This window comes from Planctomicrobium aquicomposti (genome assembly GCF_051466325.1).
In the GTDB taxonomy this organism is placed as follows: Bacteria; Planctomycetota; Planctomycetia; order Planctomycetales; family Planctomycetaceae; genus Planctomicrobium.
In genome coordinates this window covers 2,780,329-2,798,439 of record NZ_CP195792.1, presented here as the reverse complement: position 1 = coordinate 2,798,439, position 18,111 = coordinate 2,780,329, and the positions used below count along the sequence as shown (strand labels likewise).

The 18,111-nt window shown below is 55.6% G+C and carries 19 protein-coding genes and 1 pseudogene; 13 read left to right on the top strand and 7 right to left on the bottom strand.

Features of this window, described 5'->3' with window-relative positions:
• Positions 1 to 20: 20 nt before the first annotated feature.
• Positions 21 to 188: a hypothetical protein gene (locus SH664x_RS10875; RefSeq protein WP_437200845.1), complete on the top strand. Its 168-nt coding sequence runs from the start codon at positions 21 to 23 to the stop codon at positions 186 to 188.
• Between the two features lie 123 nt (positions 189 to 311).
• Here SH664x_RS10875 and SH664x_RS10870 read toward each other — a convergent pair whose 3' ends face one another.
• The 3 genes from SH664x_RS10870 to SH664x_RS10860 form a co-directional block, all read right to left on the bottom strand.
• The gene (locus tag SH664x_RS10870) at positions 312 to 746 is read right to left on the bottom strand and encodes a transposase (protein ID WP_437200843.1); all 435 of its coding nucleotides are present in this window, start codon (positions 744 to 746) and stop codon (positions 312 to 314) included.
• Positions 747 to 1,121 (bottom strand): hypothetical protein, encoded by a 375-nt coding sequence (locus tag SH664x_RS10865; RefSeq protein WP_437200841.1) that lies wholly within the window; start codon positions 1,119 to 1,121, stop codon positions 747 to 749.
• Between the two features lie 234 nt (positions 1,122 to 1,355).
• Positions 1,356 to 1,601, bottom strand: a complete 246-nt coding sequence (locus tag SH664x_RS10860) for a hypothetical protein (RefSeq protein ID WP_437200839.1) — start codon at positions 1,599 to 1,601, stop codon at positions 1,356 to 1,358.
• Positions 1,602 to 1,804: 203 nt separating this feature from the next.
• Between SH664x_RS10860 and SH664x_RS10855 the strand changes: the two genes are divergently transcribed.
• Both SH664x_RS10855 and SH664x_RS10850 read left to right on the top strand, forming a co-directional pair.
• Entirely contained in the window at positions 1,805 to 2,131 is a 327-nt protein-coding gene (locus SH664x_RS10855; RefSeq protein ID WP_437200837.1) for a transposase, read from the top strand.
• Positions 2,132 to 2,157: 26 nt separating this feature from the next.
• Positions 2,158 to 2,499 carry a hypothetical protein gene (locus SH664x_RS10850; RefSeq protein ID WP_437200835.1) on the top strand — a complete coding sequence of 114 codons (342 nt, stop codon included), beginning with the start codon at positions 2,158 to 2,160 and terminating at the stop codon, positions 2,497 to 2,499.
• Positions 2,500 to 2,729: 230 nt separating this feature from the next.
• Here SH664x_RS10850 and SH664x_RS10845 read toward each other — a convergent pair whose 3' ends face one another.
• Together SH664x_RS10845 and SH664x_RS10840 are read right to left on the bottom strand one after the other, a co-directional pair.
• On the bottom strand, positions 2,730 to 9,056 hold the full coding sequence (locus tag SH664x_RS10845; RefSeq protein WP_437200834.1) for a DUF4011 domain-containing protein: 6,327 nt from the start codon (positions 9,054 to 9,056) through the stop codon (positions 2,730 to 2,732).
• A gap of 455 nt (positions 9,057 to 9,511) precedes the next feature.
• Positions 9,512 to 9,988, bottom strand: coding sequence for a restriction endonuclease (locus SH664x_RS10840; protein ID WP_437207211.1), 477 nt, complete (start codon positions 9,986 to 9,988; stop codon positions 9,512 to 9,514).
• A 95-nt stretch (positions 9,989 to 10,083) separates the two neighbouring features.
• Between SH664x_RS10840 and SH664x_RS10835 the strand changes: the two genes are divergently transcribed.
• The 6 genes and pseudogenes from SH664x_RS10835 to SH664x_RS10810 all read left to right on the top strand — a co-directional run bounded on the left by SH664x_RS10835 (position 10,084) and on the right by SH664x_RS10810 (position 12,307).
• Complete coding sequence (locus SH664x_RS10835; protein ID WP_437200832.1) at positions 10,084 to 10,647, top strand: transposase; 564 nt, start codon at positions 10,084 to 10,086, stop codon at positions 10,645 to 10,647.
• Positions 10,545 to 10,994, top strand: a complete 450-nt coding sequence (locus SH664x_RS10830) for a transposase (protein WP_437200830.1) — start codon at positions 10,545 to 10,547, stop codon at positions 10,992 to 10,994. Before SH664x_RS10835 ends, SH664x_RS10830 begins: the two co-directional genes overlap by 103 nt.
• Positions 10,940 to 11,383: pseudogene (locus SH664x_RS10825) on the top strand (IS5 family transposase); the annotation flags it as partial. The gene SH664x_RS10830 and the pseudogene SH664x_RS10825, both read left to right, overlap by 55 nt.
• 68 nt (positions 11,384 to 11,451) lie before the next feature.
• Positions 11,452 to 11,697, top strand: coding sequence for a hypothetical protein (locus tag SH664x_RS10820; RefSeq protein ID WP_437200829.1), 246 nt, complete (start codon positions 11,452 to 11,454; stop codon positions 11,695 to 11,697).
• A 182-nt stretch (positions 11,698 to 11,879) separates the two neighbouring features.
• Positions 11,880 to 12,104, top strand: coding sequence for a hypothetical protein (locus SH664x_RS10815; protein WP_437200828.1), 225 nt, complete (start codon positions 11,880 to 11,882; stop codon positions 12,102 to 12,104).
• Positions 12,083 to 12,307, top strand: coding sequence for a hypothetical protein (locus SH664x_RS10810; RefSeq protein ID WP_437200827.1), 225 nt, complete (start codon positions 12,083 to 12,085; stop codon positions 12,305 to 12,307). The genes SH664x_RS10815 and SH664x_RS10810 overlap by 22 nt, the downstream gene beginning before the upstream one ends.
• A 68-nt stretch (positions 12,308 to 12,375) precedes the next feature.
• On the opposite strand, the gene SH664x_RS10805 is transcribed toward SH664x_RS10810, so the two are convergent.
• Together SH664x_RS10805 and SH664x_RS10800 are read right to left on the bottom strand one after the other, a co-directional pair.
• Positions 12,376 to 12,843: a hypothetical protein gene (locus SH664x_RS10805; protein WP_437200826.1), complete on the bottom strand. Its 468-nt coding sequence runs from the start codon at positions 12,841 to 12,843 to the stop codon at positions 12,376 to 12,378.
• A 561-nt stretch (positions 12,844 to 13,404) separates the two neighbouring features.
• Complete coding sequence (locus SH664x_RS10800; RefSeq protein ID WP_437200825.1) at positions 13,405 to 13,617, bottom strand: transposase; 213 nt, start codon at positions 13,615 to 13,617, stop codon at positions 13,405 to 13,407.
• 129 nt (positions 13,618 to 13,746) lie between these two features.
• Between SH664x_RS10800 and SH664x_RS10795 the strand changes: the two genes are divergently transcribed.
• Genes SH664x_RS10795 through SH664x_RS10780 form a run of 4 tightly spaced genes read left to right on the top strand, consistent with a single transcriptional unit; the run spans position 13,747 to position 18,100 of the window.
• The gene (locus tag SH664x_RS10795; protein WP_437200824.1) at positions 13,747 to 14,640 is read left to right on the top strand and encodes an acetamidase/formamidase family protein; all 894 of its coding nucleotides are present in this window, start codon (positions 13,747 to 13,749) and stop codon (positions 14,638 to 14,640) included.
• Positions 14,641 to 14,699: 59 nt separating this feature from the next.
• Complete coding sequence (locus tag SH664x_RS10790; RefSeq protein WP_437200823.1) at positions 14,700 to 15,617, top strand: dihydrodipicolinate synthase family protein; 918 nt, start codon at positions 14,700 to 14,702, stop codon at positions 15,615 to 15,617.
• Between the two features lie 48 nt (positions 15,618 to 15,665).
• Complete coding sequence (locus SH664x_RS10785; RefSeq protein WP_437200822.1) at positions 15,666 to 17,324, top strand: N,N-dimethylformamidase beta subunit family domain-containing protein; 1,659 nt, start codon at positions 15,666 to 15,668, stop codon at positions 17,322 to 17,324.
• The gene (locus SH664x_RS10780) at positions 17,324 to 18,100 is read left to right on the top strand and encodes a creatininase family protein (RefSeq protein ID WP_437200821.1); all 777 of its coding nucleotides are present in this window, start codon (positions 17,324 to 17,326) and stop codon (positions 18,098 to 18,100) included. The genes SH664x_RS10785 and SH664x_RS10780 overlap by 1 nt, the downstream gene beginning before the upstream one ends.
• The last annotated feature ends 11 nt before the right edge of the window (positions 18,101 to 18,111 follow it).

Genomic DNA, 18,111 nt, shown 5'->3' with positions numbered 1-18,111 from the left:
GCCCCCGCTGGGGAATTTCGATGCAACACATCGCCCGCCGTGTCGATCAACGTGAAATCAAGCCACCGACATTCTGGTCGCTGCTGACCCGTAGCCAGCTGGGTGATGTTTTCAACCGTTACTGCACTGGCACGCCGGTCAATCCGATGTTCGACTCTTTAGTCACGCGTGCTACCTCGGTTCCGTAGCTTGAATCCCCGCAAAATCGCAACTCTCTGATTTTTATTGCACTTCCGCACTCAACTGCTTGATTCAGCTGATTTTAGATGCGGTTTGCCCTGTTGAAAGGACCTTGGGTTGTTGCATTTGTCCTAACGCCGCAGGGCGTAGGCCAGCACCCGGAGCGCGGCTTCCACGAACAGGCTGCGTTCCCGCCTTGCCGTGAGTGTTGATCCCGTTGTCCGTTTCAGACCGCTCAGGAACGATTCCACCAGCCAACGCCGGCCGTAACCTTTTTCCTTCAGCGTCTGAGGTGTCATTTGCGAGCGATACTTCCCCCGCACGCTCCCATCCGCGCAGTGCACCGCCGGCTTGATGACACTCTCCACCTGCCAGTCCTCCCGGCAGAATCGATGGACCCCTTCGGCATCATAACCGGCATCCGCAAACACTCTTGGCGGCTGGGAACTCGTCGCTGCCTTGGCCAGGACATCAGCGGCCTCGGCTTTGTCATGGCACGGTCCCCAGCTCACCGACAAACCGCTGGGGATCAGCGATCCGGCCAGCACGCAAACCGAGAGTTTCACCTATTTTGTCCGCTGTTTTCCGCTGCGGGACCGAAAATGGGCACTCGCCGCAGTCGTCTCCCTCCCGGTCGAGTCGATGGCGGCTTCCTCGGCATCCAGAGCAAACTTCCGCACCTGTTCGTGCAACATCACATCCACGATGTCGAGCACGTTGGAGCGGTCAGCAAACTTCTTGAGGGTGGAATAATGCGGCAGCGTCTTCAGTCCGATTCGCTGCTGCAAAGTCTCAGAGACTTCCAGGAACTCGATCACACCCCGGTAGGTCGTCTTTAGGTACGCCCGCAGGATCAGGCAGGTGAGGAGTTGCTCCTGCGTGAACTTGTGAGGACCCTTCAGGTGCGAATACGAAGCCACGTACTGACGTCCGATCCGCATCGACAGGGTCGCGACTTCCAGCAGAATGTTCGTCCGTGATGTCTGGCTTATGCCATGCGTTGTAGCGCCAGAGAAACACAGCTTCAAGAGATGTTTTCAACAGGGCAAAAAGACTTCACAACGCCATTACCTCGCTTGAAGCACCACATCCCGATCCTTGCAGATTACCCAGCATCGCGCAATCGCCCTGGGGCCGGTGGAAGCGGCCCTACATTGCTCAAATGTCACACACGATCAATATGTGCGTTCGTAAAAATAGACATTTCCTGTCAGTTCTTCGACGATGACGATGATGGGTTCAGTATCAAACGTACCTCCATCTAATGAAAGCAGCCTCACTTGGACATACCATTCGCTGGGATGTCGAGTGTTCCTATGCGGATCAGAAAGCTCAAATCCCCACTCTTTTTCTTGCCCTTTAGCATTCAGTTGTTTTTGCAGAAAGTTCTTGGCTTTATTTCGAACCTCATCCTGTATCATCGAATGCCTCGTCTGCCGAAATTGTATTCGACAGCATGGTTTTGCTGCTCAGGAGTCAGAGGCTATTCGGAAAGTGATCTTGCTGTAAATCCGTGTTTGGGATGAAGTTCCTGCGTGGTCTTGGATGACTCGCTTGGTTGATGAGCAAAGGAATGCCCATGCTGGACACGCAAGCCTTGTCCCAGTGATCTTTCCGATGCTCAGTGGGAACTGAGTTCGCATCTCTTCCTCCCGCCAAGTCTGGTGGTCGTCTGCGGGGTGTGAATCTGCGGGAAGTGATCAACGCTCTGCTGTATCGGGAACGCAGTGGTTGTCAGTGGGACATGTTGCCGCACGATCTCCCTCCTCGCAGCAGCCTGTTCGAATCCTTCTCCACCTGGAGGGAGGACGGCACCTGGAAACTGATGGTGGAGGTGCTGCGAGAAGGGGTGCGAGAGTCTTTGGCTCAGCAGCGGGAACCGACTTCCAGTGCCGGCAGCATCGACTCTCAAACCGTGAAAACAACGGAACGAGGCGGCGTGCGATCGTAAATTGTGGGAAACCTGGAGAATCGGTCGTGCGCGCGATTTCGCAGATCCGGAGGCTGGTGGCTGCCCTGGAAGAGGTGATGGATCCGCAGATCATCGGTCCGTGGCTGAATTCCCCGAATGAATCCTTCGACGGATCGAAGCCGTTGGAGGTCATCGAACGGGGCCAGATCGACCGCATCTGGCAGATGATCTACGAACTCCGGAGCGGGGGGGGGCCTTCTGAGGCGGAGTTCATCCTCAGGTCTGGGATTACCTGCCGTCGGGTTCGCGGTGAACCGGAATCATCCGAAACGGTCAACATCGATCAGATCCGGGTCCGATCTTATGTCGGTGTGTTGGGGAAGGGGTTTGAGCAGAATGTCGCATAGCCGCTGCCCCTGAACAGCGAGGGGGAGATGCAAACTGAATGGTACACAGCGACAATCAATCAGTTTTTCCCACTTTCTTTCAATACTCATGCTAAAGGTTGAAGATGCTTATCGGGGAATCTTCATGTATTCGACATTTCCCCAAATCCATAAAAGGTCGTATTCAGGGAAGTTTTCATTCTCCTGCTTCATCTGACGGGCAAACACAGAGAAAGTAAGGAGCAGAAGGATTACTCGGCTCCCGATGCAATCCGCTCCCCCACCCAACGCAGGTGGCCGGTCTGGAGGAGGTCATTGAGCATTGTTTCCAATCGCTGCCGGATGTGCTTGCCTGTCCGGGCAAATCCCAATGAACGACTGGTTTGCTGAATCAGTCCTTCCAGATCGGTGGCCCCGCAGCGTTTGACGATCTTCAAGAAAAGGGAACGCAGGTGATCGTCGGACACATCTTTGATGGACTTGAAAGCAGGACTCTCCGGTTCGCTGATGTGCTCAATCCGGGGAATCGGATCGTCGAGATCATCATCGATGCTGGATATTTCAGTTTCGAGAGTGGCCATCATGCCCGTGCTGGCGCGGTCATAAGCAGCCAGAACACGTTCAATTTGCCGGTCCGGATTGCGAATCCAGTCGGTGGACCAGATTCGAATGATGTTCCAGCCCAAATGTTCGAGGACATTCTGTCGGATTCGGTCCCGATCTCGGGCCGTTTTCGAGGAGTGATATGTTGCACCATCACACTCGATGCCCAGACAGAATTCTCCGGGGCGCTGCGGATGCTTCAACGCCATGTCGATGCGAAATCCCCCACAGCCGACCTGGAGCACGGGATGCAGTCCTCGTCCGATCAACGCCGTCGCAACTTCCTGTTCCAGCGTGGATTCTGCTTCGCCTGTGATGGATTCCATCTGCCGCGCCAGCGTATCAACTCCCCGTTCCGCATAGTCCAGATAGCCTTTCAGCAGGTGCGCCCCCTGACTCAGACTACCGGAAAGATCCATGTCAGCCGCCTTGACCGAAGCGACAAGAATGACTTCCTCCCGCGCTCTGGTCACAGCGACATTCAGTCTTCTCTCTCCACCCGATTTTGTCAGCGGACCAAAGTTTTTGACGAATTTGCCAGCATCGTTATAGCCGTAACCCATCGACAGGATGATGACGTCCCGTTCATCCCCCTGCACATTCTCGAGATTCTTGATAAACAGCGGTTCTGTAAGGCCGGTGTGAAATAATGTTTCGACATCCGGGTATTTTCGTCTGCGTTCATAGAGAGCATCTTCAATCGCAGATTGCTGGGACTGGTTGAATGCAATGATCCCCAGTGAGGTCTCAGGACGGTTTCTCAGATGCCGGATCACCAGATCCGCAACCCGTTCTGCTTCGGGGAGATTGACTCTGTCGATCCATCGCCCCTGGGGAACAAACTCCAGACGGACTGCATCGCTGGTGGCATCACGGATGCTGGGAAACGTGACGAGATCACCGCTGTAAAAGTGGCGATTCGAGAAGGCAATCAGCGGTTCCCGTCGGCTTCGATAATGCCAACGCAGGCCACGTCCCGGCATGCCAATCGATTTGCAGAGGCTGAGGATGCTTTCAAAGTCGCCAATGTCGGTGTCCTCGTCTTCGGCCAACTCGACATCGGCACGAGAGAAAAAATTCGTCGGAGGGAGCTGCTTTTCATCACCAGCGACGATCAACTGATTTCCACGATAGATGGCCCCCATGGCATCCCAGGGAAAAACCTGTGAGGCTTCATCAAAGATCACAAGGTCAAAGCGGATTTGATCGGACTGGAGGAAGGTGCTGACCGACAGCGGACTCATCATGATGCACGGCTTCAACCGTTGGAGGACGCTGGGAATTTCTGCAAAGAGCCTGCGCAAGGGTAACTGCCGGCGTTTCTTTTGCAGCTCTCGCTGCAGAATTCCCAACTCCGATGTCCCCTCGGTAAACCTACCCGATCTCGGCCGATCGTCCCGCCCCAACTGATACTGGCGAATCCGTGATGAAGCGGAACGGACTTCCCATTCATCGAGCCGACAAAAACGCTCCCGCAACTGCTCGTGTTCTTCCAGGTCAAACTCGCCAAGCAGTCTGTCTTCTCTGGCAAACTGGTCAAAAATCTCGCGAAAGTAGCGGGCAGCGACGACACTTTTGACTTCATCCGGTGCGTACTTGCCGCTTAGCAGTTCCGTGACAACTTCCCCAAAGCCTTGTGCCTCCATGTCCCGACGCCATCGCGAGAACTTCAGCCATTCGTCTAAGGAGCCAATCGAGGATTGAAGCCCCGTCAGGTAGTCTGCCAGCTTGCCCAGCGGCAATTGAGAAATTCGTTCACCGTAACTTGTCGAATGCTCTGACGAGAATGCGACCCGAAGAAATGCCCGTGATTCTTTAAGCTCTTTACCCCAACACTCGTCACAGGTATCCAATACACGCTGGGCCTCCATTCGCACGCCAGGATTTGCTGCCACTTTCCGCGTGAGCTGAGGAATAGTTCCCAGTTTGCCTTGCTGCTGCAGCCAAATGGCAGCAGTTCTTTCCTCTGCTCGAACTTCGGTTGCAGGAACGATCTCCCATTTCGCGAGGATCTTTCGATTCGCGTCCAATTCATGCCGACAGGCCCGGACTCGTTGAATGGTCTCATAAACGGCTGGGAGGGCTTCGATCTCCACATCGAAGCTGTCATGCAAAACTGGAAGCAGCTGGGCGAGCGATCCTCTGCGCTGCGAGAGAGCTTGCAATGCAGATTGTGACTGTTCGTTGAGGACGTTCAGAGAACACCGTACCAGTTTTTCAATGGGCTGATACTGGTCGAACAGTCTCAACTGGCGGACAACCGCGTGAAGCTGCTGAGTTGCGGATTCGCCTGCGGCTTTCAGACTGCTTGCGGCGACCTCCAGGTCGGATGAGTCAGTTTGATGAGGTTGAGAGAGTGCAGCCTTGTATTTGTCCAATGAAGGGACCATCTGGCTCAGCCAGCGAATTCCCGCAAGTTTCCGTTGTGCCGATTCCCAGAAGCCAGCATCGTTCCAATGGATCTCTTCGGGCAACAGGTCGGCCAGGTGTTGGCACATCTGCAGGGCTGCAGTTTCGATCTCGCTGTAGCTCCGAGCCAACTGACCGTCGTCGATCACTCGCATGAGTCCCTGAGGTGGAATGACATAGTGCTGCCGGCTCGCCTCAAAGATCTCACAACAAGTCTCCGTCGACGCGTGAAGCAATTGAACCTGTGCCAGCAAGGAAGAAGGGGAACTGTGTTGGTCAATTGCGGCACGATTTCCCAGTTCGTCCAGCGCCAGCGTCAGCTGCTTTTGCAACTGAATATTCGTTTCAATCAGGTTCAGAAGCGAACGAGGCTCAAAGGAGATGGAACCTGAGGGGAGGCAGGCAACCAGTTCCGGGGCAGCTTCTTTCAGTTGATCAAAAGCCACCACGGCTGCTTGCAAAGATTCCCACGCAGACAAATCGTCATGCGAAAATTCCGTCGGCAACAACGGCGCCACCGATTCGGCTGTGGACTGAACGTCCGCGAGGCGTCGATGCCACTTTCGCAGTTTCAGCAAGCTGGACAGAAAATCCTGTGTCGGTGGGCATGCGACGCGATACAGATCCGAGGCTTCCTGACGAAACTTGCTGAATCCGCCAAACCACCGCTTCCAGGGGGACTGATATCCGGCGGCACGTTCCGCCAGTCCCGCAGCTTCGGGCTTGAACGCCCGGTGCGAGAACTGAGCTTCGAGTTCATCGCGAAGCTGGGTCATCTCCTGCAGATCGCTGATCGCCGCATCGCAGGCTGCCCGGAGTCTGGCACTGACACCCGGTTCCCGCCATTGTCCCATGAGGACCTTGAGTCCTTCAAGCCTTGGCCCGACGTTCTCAAAAGATCGAAGCAGCGAGAAAGTCGCCGGAATCTGAGAGTCAATTCCGAGTTGTCGAACGATCTCCTGAGCATTCGCCTCGAGTTGGCAGACAATCGTTTCGACATACTGCAGGCGACGCTGGAGTGCCTCAAGTTCGGCTCCCGTTCCCTCCGGAGTGAATTGACAAACAGCGTTCCAGGCAGTTGGCCACGAATCGGAAGAATTCAGGATTTGATTCAGCGGCTGGATGTGTGAGGCATTGAGTCGCCCTTGCAACTGGTCGACGATCTGAGCAGCTCTCGCGATGTGATCCAGTACAGCCTGGCTGGCTTCCTGCAGCCTTGGCCAGTTTACGGGGGCAATCCACGTGGGTGGCACCGGGACAACCTCGGTAATCACCTGTGCCATTCTGACGACAGCAGGCAGCTTGTGGAGCGACAGGTCATCTCGGATGGGAAGTGGAATTTTGCTCTTCACTTCCGCCAACAGCTGGGAAACTGACTGGATCGATTCGACGAGTTGATTCAGGTCGTGAATGGGTTGTTCGAGAAAGAGAAATTGTTGACGGACGGACGATGGCGGAGTGCTTTCAAAGTGGCTCATCCAGCCGTTGCTGGGCAAACCCAATGCAACTTTGGGACGCATGGAACCAGGTATCGCTCCCGGAAACAAATTTCGCTCAATCGAGTTTTCTGAAGTAAACAGTGAATTGATCACATGGTCCGGAAAGAGATCATCCACCTGCTCCACGAACTCGGCGAGTTCCTGACGATGAACTGAGATCTGTTCTAACGCATCGGAGTGCCGCAGAATCGCCGTGGAAATCTTGTCCGGCGCCAGAAACCATCGCTCCGGAATGTCCGGTGCACTGAGTGACTCCCGAAGTGATTGAATGAGGGAATCGATCGTTGCGAGTTTCGGCGAATCGGTCAGCAGATGGCTCTCCGCCAGAGGAGTCAGCGCTGCCTCAATTGTCCGGGAAGCTGCCGACAACGTCCCCAAGTGATGCAGCAGATCGTCAGTCAGGGTGAGCGTTCTCGTTGTCAGCAGACAGCAACGCCAGGGATGCTGGTCGAAATTGCCGATGACGGAGGTGGACTCCTGAGCGCGATCCAGCAGTTGCAGCCATTCTTCGAAGCGACTTCGATTCAGATCTTTGATTCTGGGAAGCGAACATCGTGATTTCACCGCATGTCCCAGGCGATGAGAGCGGGAGACATGGCCGTACAGTTCGAAAGGGGAGAGATCGAGCGGAGGCCGACGGCGGTGCAGTGAACGAACATATTCGTTCAGGATCCGTCGCTTCTTTCTGGACTCATCCAGTTTTGGCCGGGAATCGTCGTACACCTCGATCGGCAAATCAAGGCAATATCGAAGTTCATCCAGAACAGCTTTTCGATTGGCCTTGCTGGAATGGCATTCCAGACAAAAATCACCGAGTCCACAGTCGTCCAGCCGACGTTTGACAACGTCCAGTGCGGACACCTTCTCGCTCACAAACAGGACACGACGACCTTCCGAGAGTGCGTCAGCAATAATGTTGGCGATCGTCTGGCTTTTGCCGGTTCCAGGAGGACCATCCAGCACAAAGCTGACGCCGCGGCGAGCAGCCAGAATCGCTTCCAGCTGACTGGAATCACAGTCGAGAATTGTTTTGAGCTCTCCCGGAGCGATCTCATCATCGAGCTTCGCCGCCTCCGGGAGCGGAGCGCCAATGCCGAAGGATCTTGCAGGAGGAATTGTTTCATCGCCACCAATCGACCGGCAGAGTGGATTCTCCAGGACAGAGTGCACGTGCTCCCCCAGATCCTGCCACATGGCGATCTTGGGAAATGCAAACCGTCCCAGTGCGCAACGGTCCTGGACTTCCCAGCGATCATTTGATGCGATCGCTGTCCGCACGGCATTCAAAAACTGAAGCCTCGCCCCAGGTTCTTCAAGTTCCCCGATTTCAGGCAGCGGGGGAAGCAGCAAGCCGAAATCCTGTTTCAGTCGCTCACGGAGACAGAGATTCTCGATCGCATCATCCTCTGCTTCAACGAGTCCCCACGGAGCATCTGCCGAATCCCGGGAGAGAGAGGCTGGAACGAGCATGAGCGGTGCATAATATTCAATCTCGCTGTCAGTGGACTCAAACCATTTGAGAAATCCAAACGCCACATACAGGCAGTGAACCCCCTGTTCAGACAGCGACAGATGGGCATGGCTGTCGAGCGTTCGCAAGCGCCGATCCAATGCCCGATCCCCCAGTTGTGTGAGCAGATCGCCGGCCCCCAGTTTGGGCGAGGTCAGGCATTCACTCAGCGGAGGATTCCATTCCTTCTTCTTTTCCGCACCATTCCCGCCGACGATCGATTCCTCGTCTGCAACAAACTCCTTCGGTGGAGGAACCAGGAACCTGCGCCAGGGAAAGTTTAGGACTTTTGATCTGGAATCACTCTCGCAGGCCAGCATTCTCCACACGGTCTCCGCATCGGGCGCAACGAGTTCAACCACTCCTCTCGTCGGATTGAATGAGCAATTGATCAGAAAGTTGCGATTCCCGAGATCGAGCAGTTTGCTCTGCCACCTGGAAACCTGCCCCTTCAGTTTCTCTTCCAGATCGACAATTTCAGTCGCAGGAGGAACTCGGTAATGGAGAGAGTAAGAATCGACTCCGTTGGAGTGAGATGTCGAATGGATCCGGTTCATGTTCAGCCCAGTACATCAGAATTGAAACCTGCAACAACATATCATCGCCTGGATCGCTCCACCAACGAAGACATCGAGCGTCGATGAAACTGCCGATACTATATTGCCTCGCATGCGACGTAATTTCGTTGAAGGTCATGACTCACTGAACGGGTCACTCAACAAGATCATGGTGGCGATTATCAACGCTTCATGGGAATTTCAATGCGGTCAACCAATTTCCCAGTCATGTTGCTAAAAACAGCGACTCCACAAGCATCGCCACCACAGATCGTTGAGGAACAACCGGCAATAGTGATGTGGAATCAGTTCAAGCAGTGGCACGCTCGGCTTCGCGTTGATGGGCTGATTCATTCACAGCTGGGCAGCAGGCGTAGGCATCGCTCCAGCTTCCGCAGCAGGACCGGGTTCAGATTCAGGTGGTTGGCGGTGTGATGTACCGAATGCCGCGACAGTCAGGAAATCATGGACAGCCCCAAAAACTGCGAACCTGCGTGGGGGCCCTTTCTCGCGGTCCGAAGTGTCATGGGCATGCGACATTTCGGGCAATGCGGGGTGGCTGTGTCATCATGGGCGTCTGTGCGAACGTGCTTCGGATTAGCTTGCAACTTTTGGATCATTTCCAGCAGTTCATGCCCATCAATGAGTCGAATCGGCACCTTGGCCGCAAATTGTCTCGATTCCGGAGTGAACCTTCCGGATGTCATTACAATCCCGGACTGGACTCCCTCACAGGTTACGACACCGAGCAATTCCCGGACAATTTTCACCCCCACCTTCTGGATGTGCCAGTGCTTGCACTGCACGAGCACCACTTCGCCAGCTTTGCTCAATCGGTGATCGATTCCTCCATCAGGTTGCCCCCCACCGATCTGCTCGAGGATGTATCCCTGTCGCCGAAAGACCTCTGAAACGAGGGATTCAAATTCCAGCCAACTGAGAACGTGTTTTGAAATTGCGATGAATTGAAAAAACGGCTACGGCTCCCTTGCGAACATCTTGGCAATCCAAGGAAGGAGCCGCAGCCGTGTTGAGGACGAAGTATTCCAGCAATCTCTCGGATGAGCAATGGCAACTGATCCGGAAATACCTTCCCCAACCTTCCCGTCGGGGGCGTCCTCCCATCGATCGGCGGTGGGTTTTGGATGCCATCTGGTACGTGGTCAGAACCGGTTGCCAATGGAGATTGCTCCCTGGCGATTTTTCCAACTGGAGTACGGTCTATGGCATTTACCGACCATGGGTTCGCAGTGGTCTCTGGGAACAAATTCACCGGCACCTGAGGGAACAGCTCCGCCGGGCTTGGGGAAAGAAAAAACGTCCCAGCGTGGCGATTCTGGACAGTCAGTCCGTGCGGACCGCAGAAGGGGGATTCGAGCGGGGATACGATGGGGCCAAGCAAATCACAGGAGCCAGTTTCACAACCTTTAGATTACTGAACAGGATTGGCAAGGGATGTGCTTATGAGCAGGGTGAAAGGAGACACTCATGCTCATTACCCTGCCTTCGTGGCCGACACGCCGTCGGCCCAACAAGACAGGGTCCAGGACGGCCCCGAAGCCCTTTCTCTCTGACGCACAATGGCTTCTAATTGCAGACCTGTTCCCGGATCTGCCGGTGGGACCGCGTGGGGGTAGGCCTTCGCGTTCCTCCCGCGAGTGCTTGGAAGGCGTTCTGTGGGTACTGATTACAGGGGCCCGTTGGAAAGATTTACCAGAACGATACCCCTCACCAGTCACCTGTTGGCGACGCCATCGTGACTGGACTCGAAACGGGGTCTTTCGTGCAGCCTGGGATCGATTGCTCAGCAAGCTGCTACAGCGACGTGGCATCGACTGGGAAGAAGCGATCGGTGATGGCTCGTTTTCACGGGCAAAAAAAGGGGTGACGACGTGGGACGTTGTCATCGTGGCAACGGAACCCGCATCCTCCTCCTGACTGATGGACGAGGCATTCCACTCTCGGCATATACCACCTCTGCCAATTACAGCGAGGTGACCACGATCCAAACATTGATTGATCAATGCCCTCCACACGGCAAGCCGCGTCGCCTGCTGTACGATAAAGCTGCCGATGCCGACTGGTTGAGGGAACATCTTCTGTCCCGTGGCATCGAACTGATCTGCCCGCACCGAGACAAACGAACCAAGCCTCGACTGCAGGACGGTCGAGCATTGCGGCGATACGAACGCCGATACCGAATTGAGCGCACTTTCAGTTGGCTGCAGAACTGCCGCCGATTGATCACTCGCTGGGAATACTACGCCGAACTGTTCGAAGGCTTCGTTCCCTTAGCCTGCCTGTACACCATCATCAAAGGGTTGTGAAACTACCTCTTGACTCCTGAGCAGCAAAACCATGCTGTGGAATACATTTTCAGCAGAGGAGGCATTCGATGATACAGGATGAGGTTCGAAATAAAGCCAAGAACTTTCTGCAAAAACAACTGAATGCTAAAGGGCAAGAAAAAGAGTGGGGATTTGAGCTTTCTGATCCTCATAGGGACACTCGACATCCCAGCGAATGGAATGTCCAAGTGAGGCTGCTTTCATTAGATGGAGGTGCGTTTGATACTGAACCCATCATCGTCATCGTCGAAGAACTGACAGGAAATGTCTATTTTTACGAACGCACATATTGATCGTGTGTGACATTGCAGCAATGTGGGGCCGGTTCCACCGGCCCCAGGGCGATTGCGCGATGCTGGTAATCTGCGAGGATCGGGATGTGGTGCTTCAAGCGGGATAATGGCGTTGTGAAGTCTTTTTGCTCTGGTGAAAGCATCTCTTGAATCGGCGATTCGCTGGGGCTACAACGCATGGCATGATCCAGACATCACGGACGAACATTCTGCTGGAAGTCGCGACCCTGTCGATGCGGATCGGACGTCAGTACGTGGCTTCGTATTCGCACCTGAAGAGTCCTCACAAGTTCACGCCGGAACAACTGCTCACCTGCCTGATCCTGCGGGCGTACCTGAAGACGACCTACCGGGGTGTGATCGAGTTCCTGAAGTCTCTGAGACTTTGCAGCAGCGAATCGGGCTGAAGACGCTGCCGCATTATTCCGCACTCAAGAAGTTTGCTGACCGCTCCAACGTGCTCGACATCGTGGATGTGATGTTGCACGAACTGGTGCGGAAGTTTGCTCTGGATGCCGAGGAAGCCGCCATCGACTCGACCGGGAGGGAGACGACTGCGGTAAGTGCCCATTTCGGTCCCGCAGCGGAAAACAGCGGACGAAATACGTGAAACTCTCGGTTTGCGTGCTGCTCGCTGGGGTACGTGACCCCGGTGGAGTTCGCGGCCCGCTGTGCTGCTTACCCAATCTGAACTCTCATAAGCACTGGTACAGAAATTGGGGTCAGATCCCGGTATTGTCGCCACAGATCGGCTGCATTGTCGTCCGAGTCATGGCCCACGGAGAAATCCATCGTGGTTTTGATGTTGGCGTGCCGCATCAGCTTCTGCAGAAAGGCCTGGCGGACTTTCTTCGACCACCGGGTGCCGAACGACCGTCGCAGGTCGGGGGCCGATGCGAATTTCTCCACCGTCACGCTCACATTCGCTGCCTGACCGATTTCTGACACCACACGGGACACGGTGTCGATCCGCTGACCAACGTTGAACACAGTCCTATTGCGGGCCTCTCCTGGCGTTTGCAGCATCCACTCTGCAAAGTCCAGAGTCATCGGCAACAGCTCATCCCGCTTTGCTTTCTGGCTCTCGGCGAGAATCCGGAACTGGGTACTCTTTCTCCAATGACAAGGGCAGGGAGGCTCCGACACGGGAAGATCCAGCTCCACTGCGCAAGAGCTTACTCCACGATATTAAAGGCTTTCTTGACACCTTCTTTACTCCTAAGGTACACTGTATACAATGCGTTCCATGCAGATGACATTGGCGAGCCAAGGCGGTTGACTCAGGTGGTGAAAAGTGCGACGAGCCAGATTCAGACCAGGAAATTCTCTGCTTCCTTGTTGTAGCGCGTCGCCACTCTTCGAAATCGTTGATGCCTCCAAAGACCCGTTCAATCACATTTTGAGGTCTGTGGCGCTCTTCGTCATCCCGCTACAGAATCTTGCGTTTCGAATTAAGAGGGATGCAGACTGTACTTCTCAAGCGGCGGATTTGCTCTCGAACGGTATCGCTGTCAGAGGCAGCGTCGGCGACATGCTGCAGGTTCAGTTCTTCCAAGAGTTTCTCGGCCACAGGTGCAGCTCGACGCTGGCCCGGGGAGAGCTGCATTCCAATCACTTGTCCCGCACTATTGACCGCCACATGCAGTTGCGTGCTCGGTCCGGCTCGGAAGCGTCCCAAACCACGTCTGCGGTCGGCAACTTCTTTCGCTACAAGAGCTGCTTAGACGATCCCCTAGCCGAGGCTCCGTTGCCAAACCGCTTACGCAGATCACGCCAGGCGTTCCCATCTCTTGCCACAGACAAGACCGCGATGACGAACAGGCGATTGTCTGCGTTGGGGCCCGGAGCCCCTTCACGACCAGGCAAGTCCAATTCATTCAGTTCCCATTGTTGGTCGATCCGTTCCTGGCGACGGCCCATGGTCAAACGCCCCTCCTGGAGCTGGTCGTCGTTCAATCAGGCAGACAAGACCCTCTGCAAGATGCACAGAAATCCAGTTCACATCACCTAGAGGAGTGCCCCATATTGGCGCCTTATCGAGATGGCCCTATGAAGCGGGTCTCCGCATACCCGTTGATCTACGAGTTCTCTCGCAGTGGCGATGTTCGCTGGCGGATCGAGCCAGGAGAGACGATCTGTGTTGAATCAGAGGACGCTCTCTCCGGACAGATCAAAGGCCCTCGTGATCGCCGCGACAAATCCACTGTCCCCTACAGTAATCCTGTCACAGGGCCCATTGTCGTCTCTGGGGCAGAACCGGGGGATACACTGGCGGTCACGATTCATTCCATACAACCCCGCGACAATCAATGTGCGACCTATACGGGCGGTCCCAAGCAGCTGGCGGAATGGCTGGGAGTGGACGTGCCGCATGGGGCTCACGTCTGTCCGATTCGTGATGGACACATCTTCTGGAAGGAAACGGTTTCGATCCCCTATCAGCCAATGCTCGGTTGTATCGGGACCGCACCGGACTGTGGCGTGCCGACGACAGCTCCAGCTGGGCCACATGGCGGGAACCTCGACCTCGTCGAAGTTTGTCCTGGCAGCACGATCTATCTACCGGTGAAGGTTCCGGGGGCTTATCTCTATCTAGGAGATGCTCATGCAGCCATGGGAGATGGTGAATTGTCCGGCACCGGGCTGGAAATGGCCGCCGAATCCGTGATCACCGTCGAACTCCTTCGAACGGTTCCCCAGACTGGAATTCGTATCGCTCACCCGGATTTTTTGATGAGCGTCGCGACACAAGGAACAATCGAGCGTGCCATTGCCGAAGCCTATGCACGCCTGATTCTCTGGCTGGAAGCAGATTACAGCTGGAATCGCTGGGACGCTTATGACCTGCTGACTCATGTCGGACGAATCTCCATCGGTCATTACGGAAGCGGGACAGTGGGGACCAGGATCGAACGTCAATACGTTGAACGCCGTCCCACATGAAGCTTCGCCTGGCCCCTCGCCCGGCTTGCCGTGCTTATTCACCTTCAAACTGGAAATTGATGATGAATCTCTCGCCGATGACGTCAGAGACGCTCGCAGCTTCGGTCATTGCCGTACCCCCGCTGGCCCGCTACGCCGATCTCACTTTAAATGACCGCGAAAATGAACGTCTCATCCGCTACCTGGAGGCGGCGGGCGTCAGGACACTTCTCTATGGCGGTAATGCGGCGTTGGCTCATGTCGCAATCAGCGAATACGCCCCCTTGTTGCAGTTTCTTACCGATACGGTTGACGACCGGACAACGGTGGTCCCCCCAGTCGGCCCAACTTATGGGATGATGATGGATCAGGAGATGATCCTGAGGGATTTTGCGTTTTCAACCGCCATGCTGCTTCCAAGCCGTGATGCCCAGACCCCATCTGGACTGGTCTCCGGTGTGCGGCGTTTTGTCGACCGAAGCGGACGGCCGATTGTTCTCTACTTGAAAAACGACGACCAGTTGGATGTCAAGACCATCCAGGGGATGATGAACGATGGGCTGATTTCCTGGATCAAATATGCTGTCCCGCGAGAGTCTCCGAGTGTCGATCCTTTCCTGAGAAAACTCGTTGACGCGGTCGGCCCATCCTTAATCGTCAGCGGCTTCGGCGAGCAACCGGCCATCGTTCACCTTCGCGATTTTGGTCTGGCCAGCTTCACATCGGGGTGTGTCTGCATTGCTCCGCAGCTCTCTCTGAAAATGCTCTTGGCGATACAACGAGAAGATTATTACACCGCGGAACGGATTTGCCAGCAGTTCGCTCCCCTGGAGAATCTGCGTGATTTGATTAATCCGGTTCAGGTCCTTCACGCTGCGGTCGCGTTGGCGGGAATCGCCGAGACAGGTTCGATCACCCCCTTCTGGTCGTCGATCAATGAAGTCGACCAGAGAAGAATTCAGAAAGCTGCCGGGGAACTCATGCAAGTCATGGTGTAGTGTCGGACTTTGCAACCGGTCCGAGGGGCGTAATGAAGGAGTTGTACCGTGCTCGTGGGCTATGTGAGCGATGAATCCTATCTGGCGCTGGCTGATGTTCTGCTTGAATTTCGGCAAGGGGGCCAGACACTGGCGATTGTCCGTTCCACACCCCGTGGGGCTGTCGAGGTCGATCTCGAACCCGGGGAATATCTTGTCACGCTGGTGAAACCGGGATTTGGTTCGAAACATTCACGCATCACTCTCGACCCGCAACGACCCCATCAATTCCGAATGTTGTCGGACGGCCTGTTGGGATACGTCTGGCCCCGTGCCGTGCAGACGGGCGAACGCTCGGAGTTTCGCGTTCATGCCACGGAGCCGTATCGCCTCAGTCTCTGGCGCTATGGTTGGAAACGGGAATTTGTGAAACTCCTGGGCTGGTTCGATGAGCATGGACCACGGGCAACAATGCAGATTCTTCCCGATGGAGACTTCACCCAAACCGGCGTGGAGTGGAACCGTGTTGGTTACGGCAACAATCCTCATCACACGCAGTTCGTCGTCGGACCTGAACGCGCGGGGTTGTATTACCTGCATGCGAAAGGGGAACGGACCGGTACATTCTTTTCGTTCCCCTGGGTCGTCGCTCCGCAGGAGCCGAAGTCGGAGATCGCAGTGTTGGCTTCGACGAACACCTGGCTGGCCTACAACAATTTCGGCGGGCGGAGCAACTACGTCAACGCCGCACGCCTTCCGGATACGCCCATCGTAAATGCGCGACAAGACCTGGCCCGCTACACCCAAGCCGCGTCATTCAATGAATGGGGATCGCCGGACCAGGAATATCGACCCCTCTCGTTTGAACGTCCGGAAATCGGCAATGTCGTGCAGGAGGATGAGGAAGTCACCGACCCCATTGCCGGACGCCTGAGCTGCGGCATGGCGCCGGCGGAGTGGCGTCTGCTGGGATGGTTGGAACGGGAAGGATTTTCCTATGACTATTATTCCGAGTCGCACTTGCATTACGGCCAGCTGGACCTGGACCGTTATCGGGTCCTGATGATCAGCGTTCATCCGGAATATTGGTCCCGTCAGATGTACCTTCGGGTGAAAGATTGGGTCTGGAACGAGGGTGGCCGTCTGGTCTATCTGGGGGGAAACGGCTTGAATTGCGAAGTGGAATTTCTGGACGGAGGCCGCCTCCGATTCAAGACTCATCTCGCGCCTGCCACGGGAGGGGGGATGGGAATGCCCGATCCTTTGAATTCTGACCGTTTTCTTGAGAGCCGGATGCATCGGACACTGGAATCGGAAGCCTGCTTGCTGGGTGTTGTTTGCACAGAGACCGGCATCATGACCGCTGCACCGTATCGAGTTCTCCAGGAGGATCATTGGGCTTTTGAAGGAACCGGCCTGAAGAACGGTGATTGCTTCGGAGAACAAAGCCTGCAGGAACGTGTGCCCGGCGGGGCCTCGGGACACGAAACCGACAAACGGAGTCCTCATTCCCCACCCGGAACGGTGCTGCTGGCCAAGGGAACAAATTGCGATGAGGGGGGAGCGGAACTCGTCTGCTATGAAACCAGCAGCGGGGGGGGAGTCTTCTCGGCTGGGTCGATTACGTATGTCCCGTGTCTGCTTGTCGACGACGTGATTTCACGGATCACGTCGAACGTTCTCACTCGCTTCCTCAAGCCTCGTTCCCTGCTTGGGAGAAAAATGTAATGTCAACTTCCCGAAACCCGCTGCTCCTGGAAGAGCTGACTCGAACTGCGGCGCGTGAAGCTGCTCCACGCACACTGCTTGTCTGGCCCGTGGGAGCGATCGAACAACACGGCCCTCATTTGCCGGTAGGAACTGACACATTCACGATCGAACACCTGGCTCGACAGGCGGCGGCCCGCGCCGCGGAGTCGATCCCTGTCTTCGTAGCCCCCACACTGCCATTTGGATCTTCGCACCACCACCTTCCTTTTGGAGGGACGATGTCGCTCGGAACCGAGGCGTTTTATCGAACGACCTATGATTTGGCGGAGTCTCTGGTCACCAGTGGCTTTCGGAAGATTTTCATTCTCAATGGTCATGGCGGGAATCATGAGCTGTTGCAACTCGTCGCCCGGGATCTGGCCCGGGTTCACCCCGTGAGTGTGGCGGCAGCTTCGTACTGGACCGTTGCCTGGGAAGCGTTGGTGGCCCTTGACGCCCACGTCGACAGTCGGTTGCCCGGCCATGCTGGCGCGTTTGAAACCTCGGTCATGTTGGCATTACGTCCGGAGCTGGTTCGAGATCCTCGCCCGCATCGGGTAATCCTCCCCTCCACAGATCCCCGCGGCTTCGCCCAATCTTATCGCGCTGAACACCATGGATGCTGGGACAAGACGGACGGCTACAGCGACAGTCCCGACCGGGGAACGACCGAACGTGGCCGTCAGTACCTGAATGCCACGATTAACGCCCTGGCCCGGGCGATGATCGAATTTGACGGCCAGGCAGTTCGTTAAAGGATCGCAGG

Excerpts from the sequence above, each read along its gene's own strand:
- SH664x_RS10875 (WP_437200845.1), top strand. The coding sequence starts at position 21 with ATGCAACACATCGCCCGCCGTGTCGATCAACGTGAAATCAAGCCACCG.
- SH664x_RS10865 (WP_437200841.1), bottom strand. The coding sequence starts at position 1,121 with ATGCGGATCGGACGTCAGTACGTGGCTTCGTATTCGCACCTGAAGGGT.
- SH664x_RS10860 (WP_437200839.1), bottom strand. The coding sequence starts at position 1,601 with ATGATACAGGATGAGGTTCGAAATAAAGCCAAGAACTTTCTGCAAAAA.
- SH664x_RS10845 (WP_437200834.1), bottom strand. The coding sequence starts at position 9,056 with ATGAACCGGATCCATTCGACATCTCACTCCAACGGAGTCGATTCTTAC.
- SH664x_RS10830 (WP_437200830.1), top strand. The coding sequence starts at position 10,545 with ATGCTCATTACCCTGCCTTCGTGGCCGACACGCCGTCGGCCCAACAAG.
- SH664x_RS10820 (WP_437200829.1), top strand. The coding sequence starts at position 11,452 with ATGATACAGGATGAGGTTCGAAATAAAGCCAAGAACTTTCTGCAAAAA.
- SH664x_RS10815 (WP_437200828.1), top strand. The coding sequence starts at position 11,880 with ATGATCCAGACATCACGGACGAACATTCTGCTGGAAGTCGCGACCCTG.
- SH664x_RS10800 (WP_437200825.1), bottom strand. The coding sequence starts at position 13,617 with ATGGGCCGTCGCCAGGAACGGATCGACCAACAATGGGAACTGAATGAA.
- SH664x_RS10795 (WP_437200824.1), top strand. The coding sequence starts at position 13,747 with ATGAAGCGGGTCTCCGCATACCCGTTGATCTACGAGTTCTCTCGCAGT.
- SH664x_RS10790 (WP_437200823.1), top strand. The coding sequence starts at position 14,700 with ATGATGAATCTCTCGCCGATGACGTCAGAGACGCTCGCAGCTTCGGTC.
- SH664x_RS10780 (WP_437200821.1), top strand. The coding sequence starts at position 17,324 with ATGTCAACTTCCCGAAACCCGCTGCTCCTGGAAGAGCTGACTCGAACT.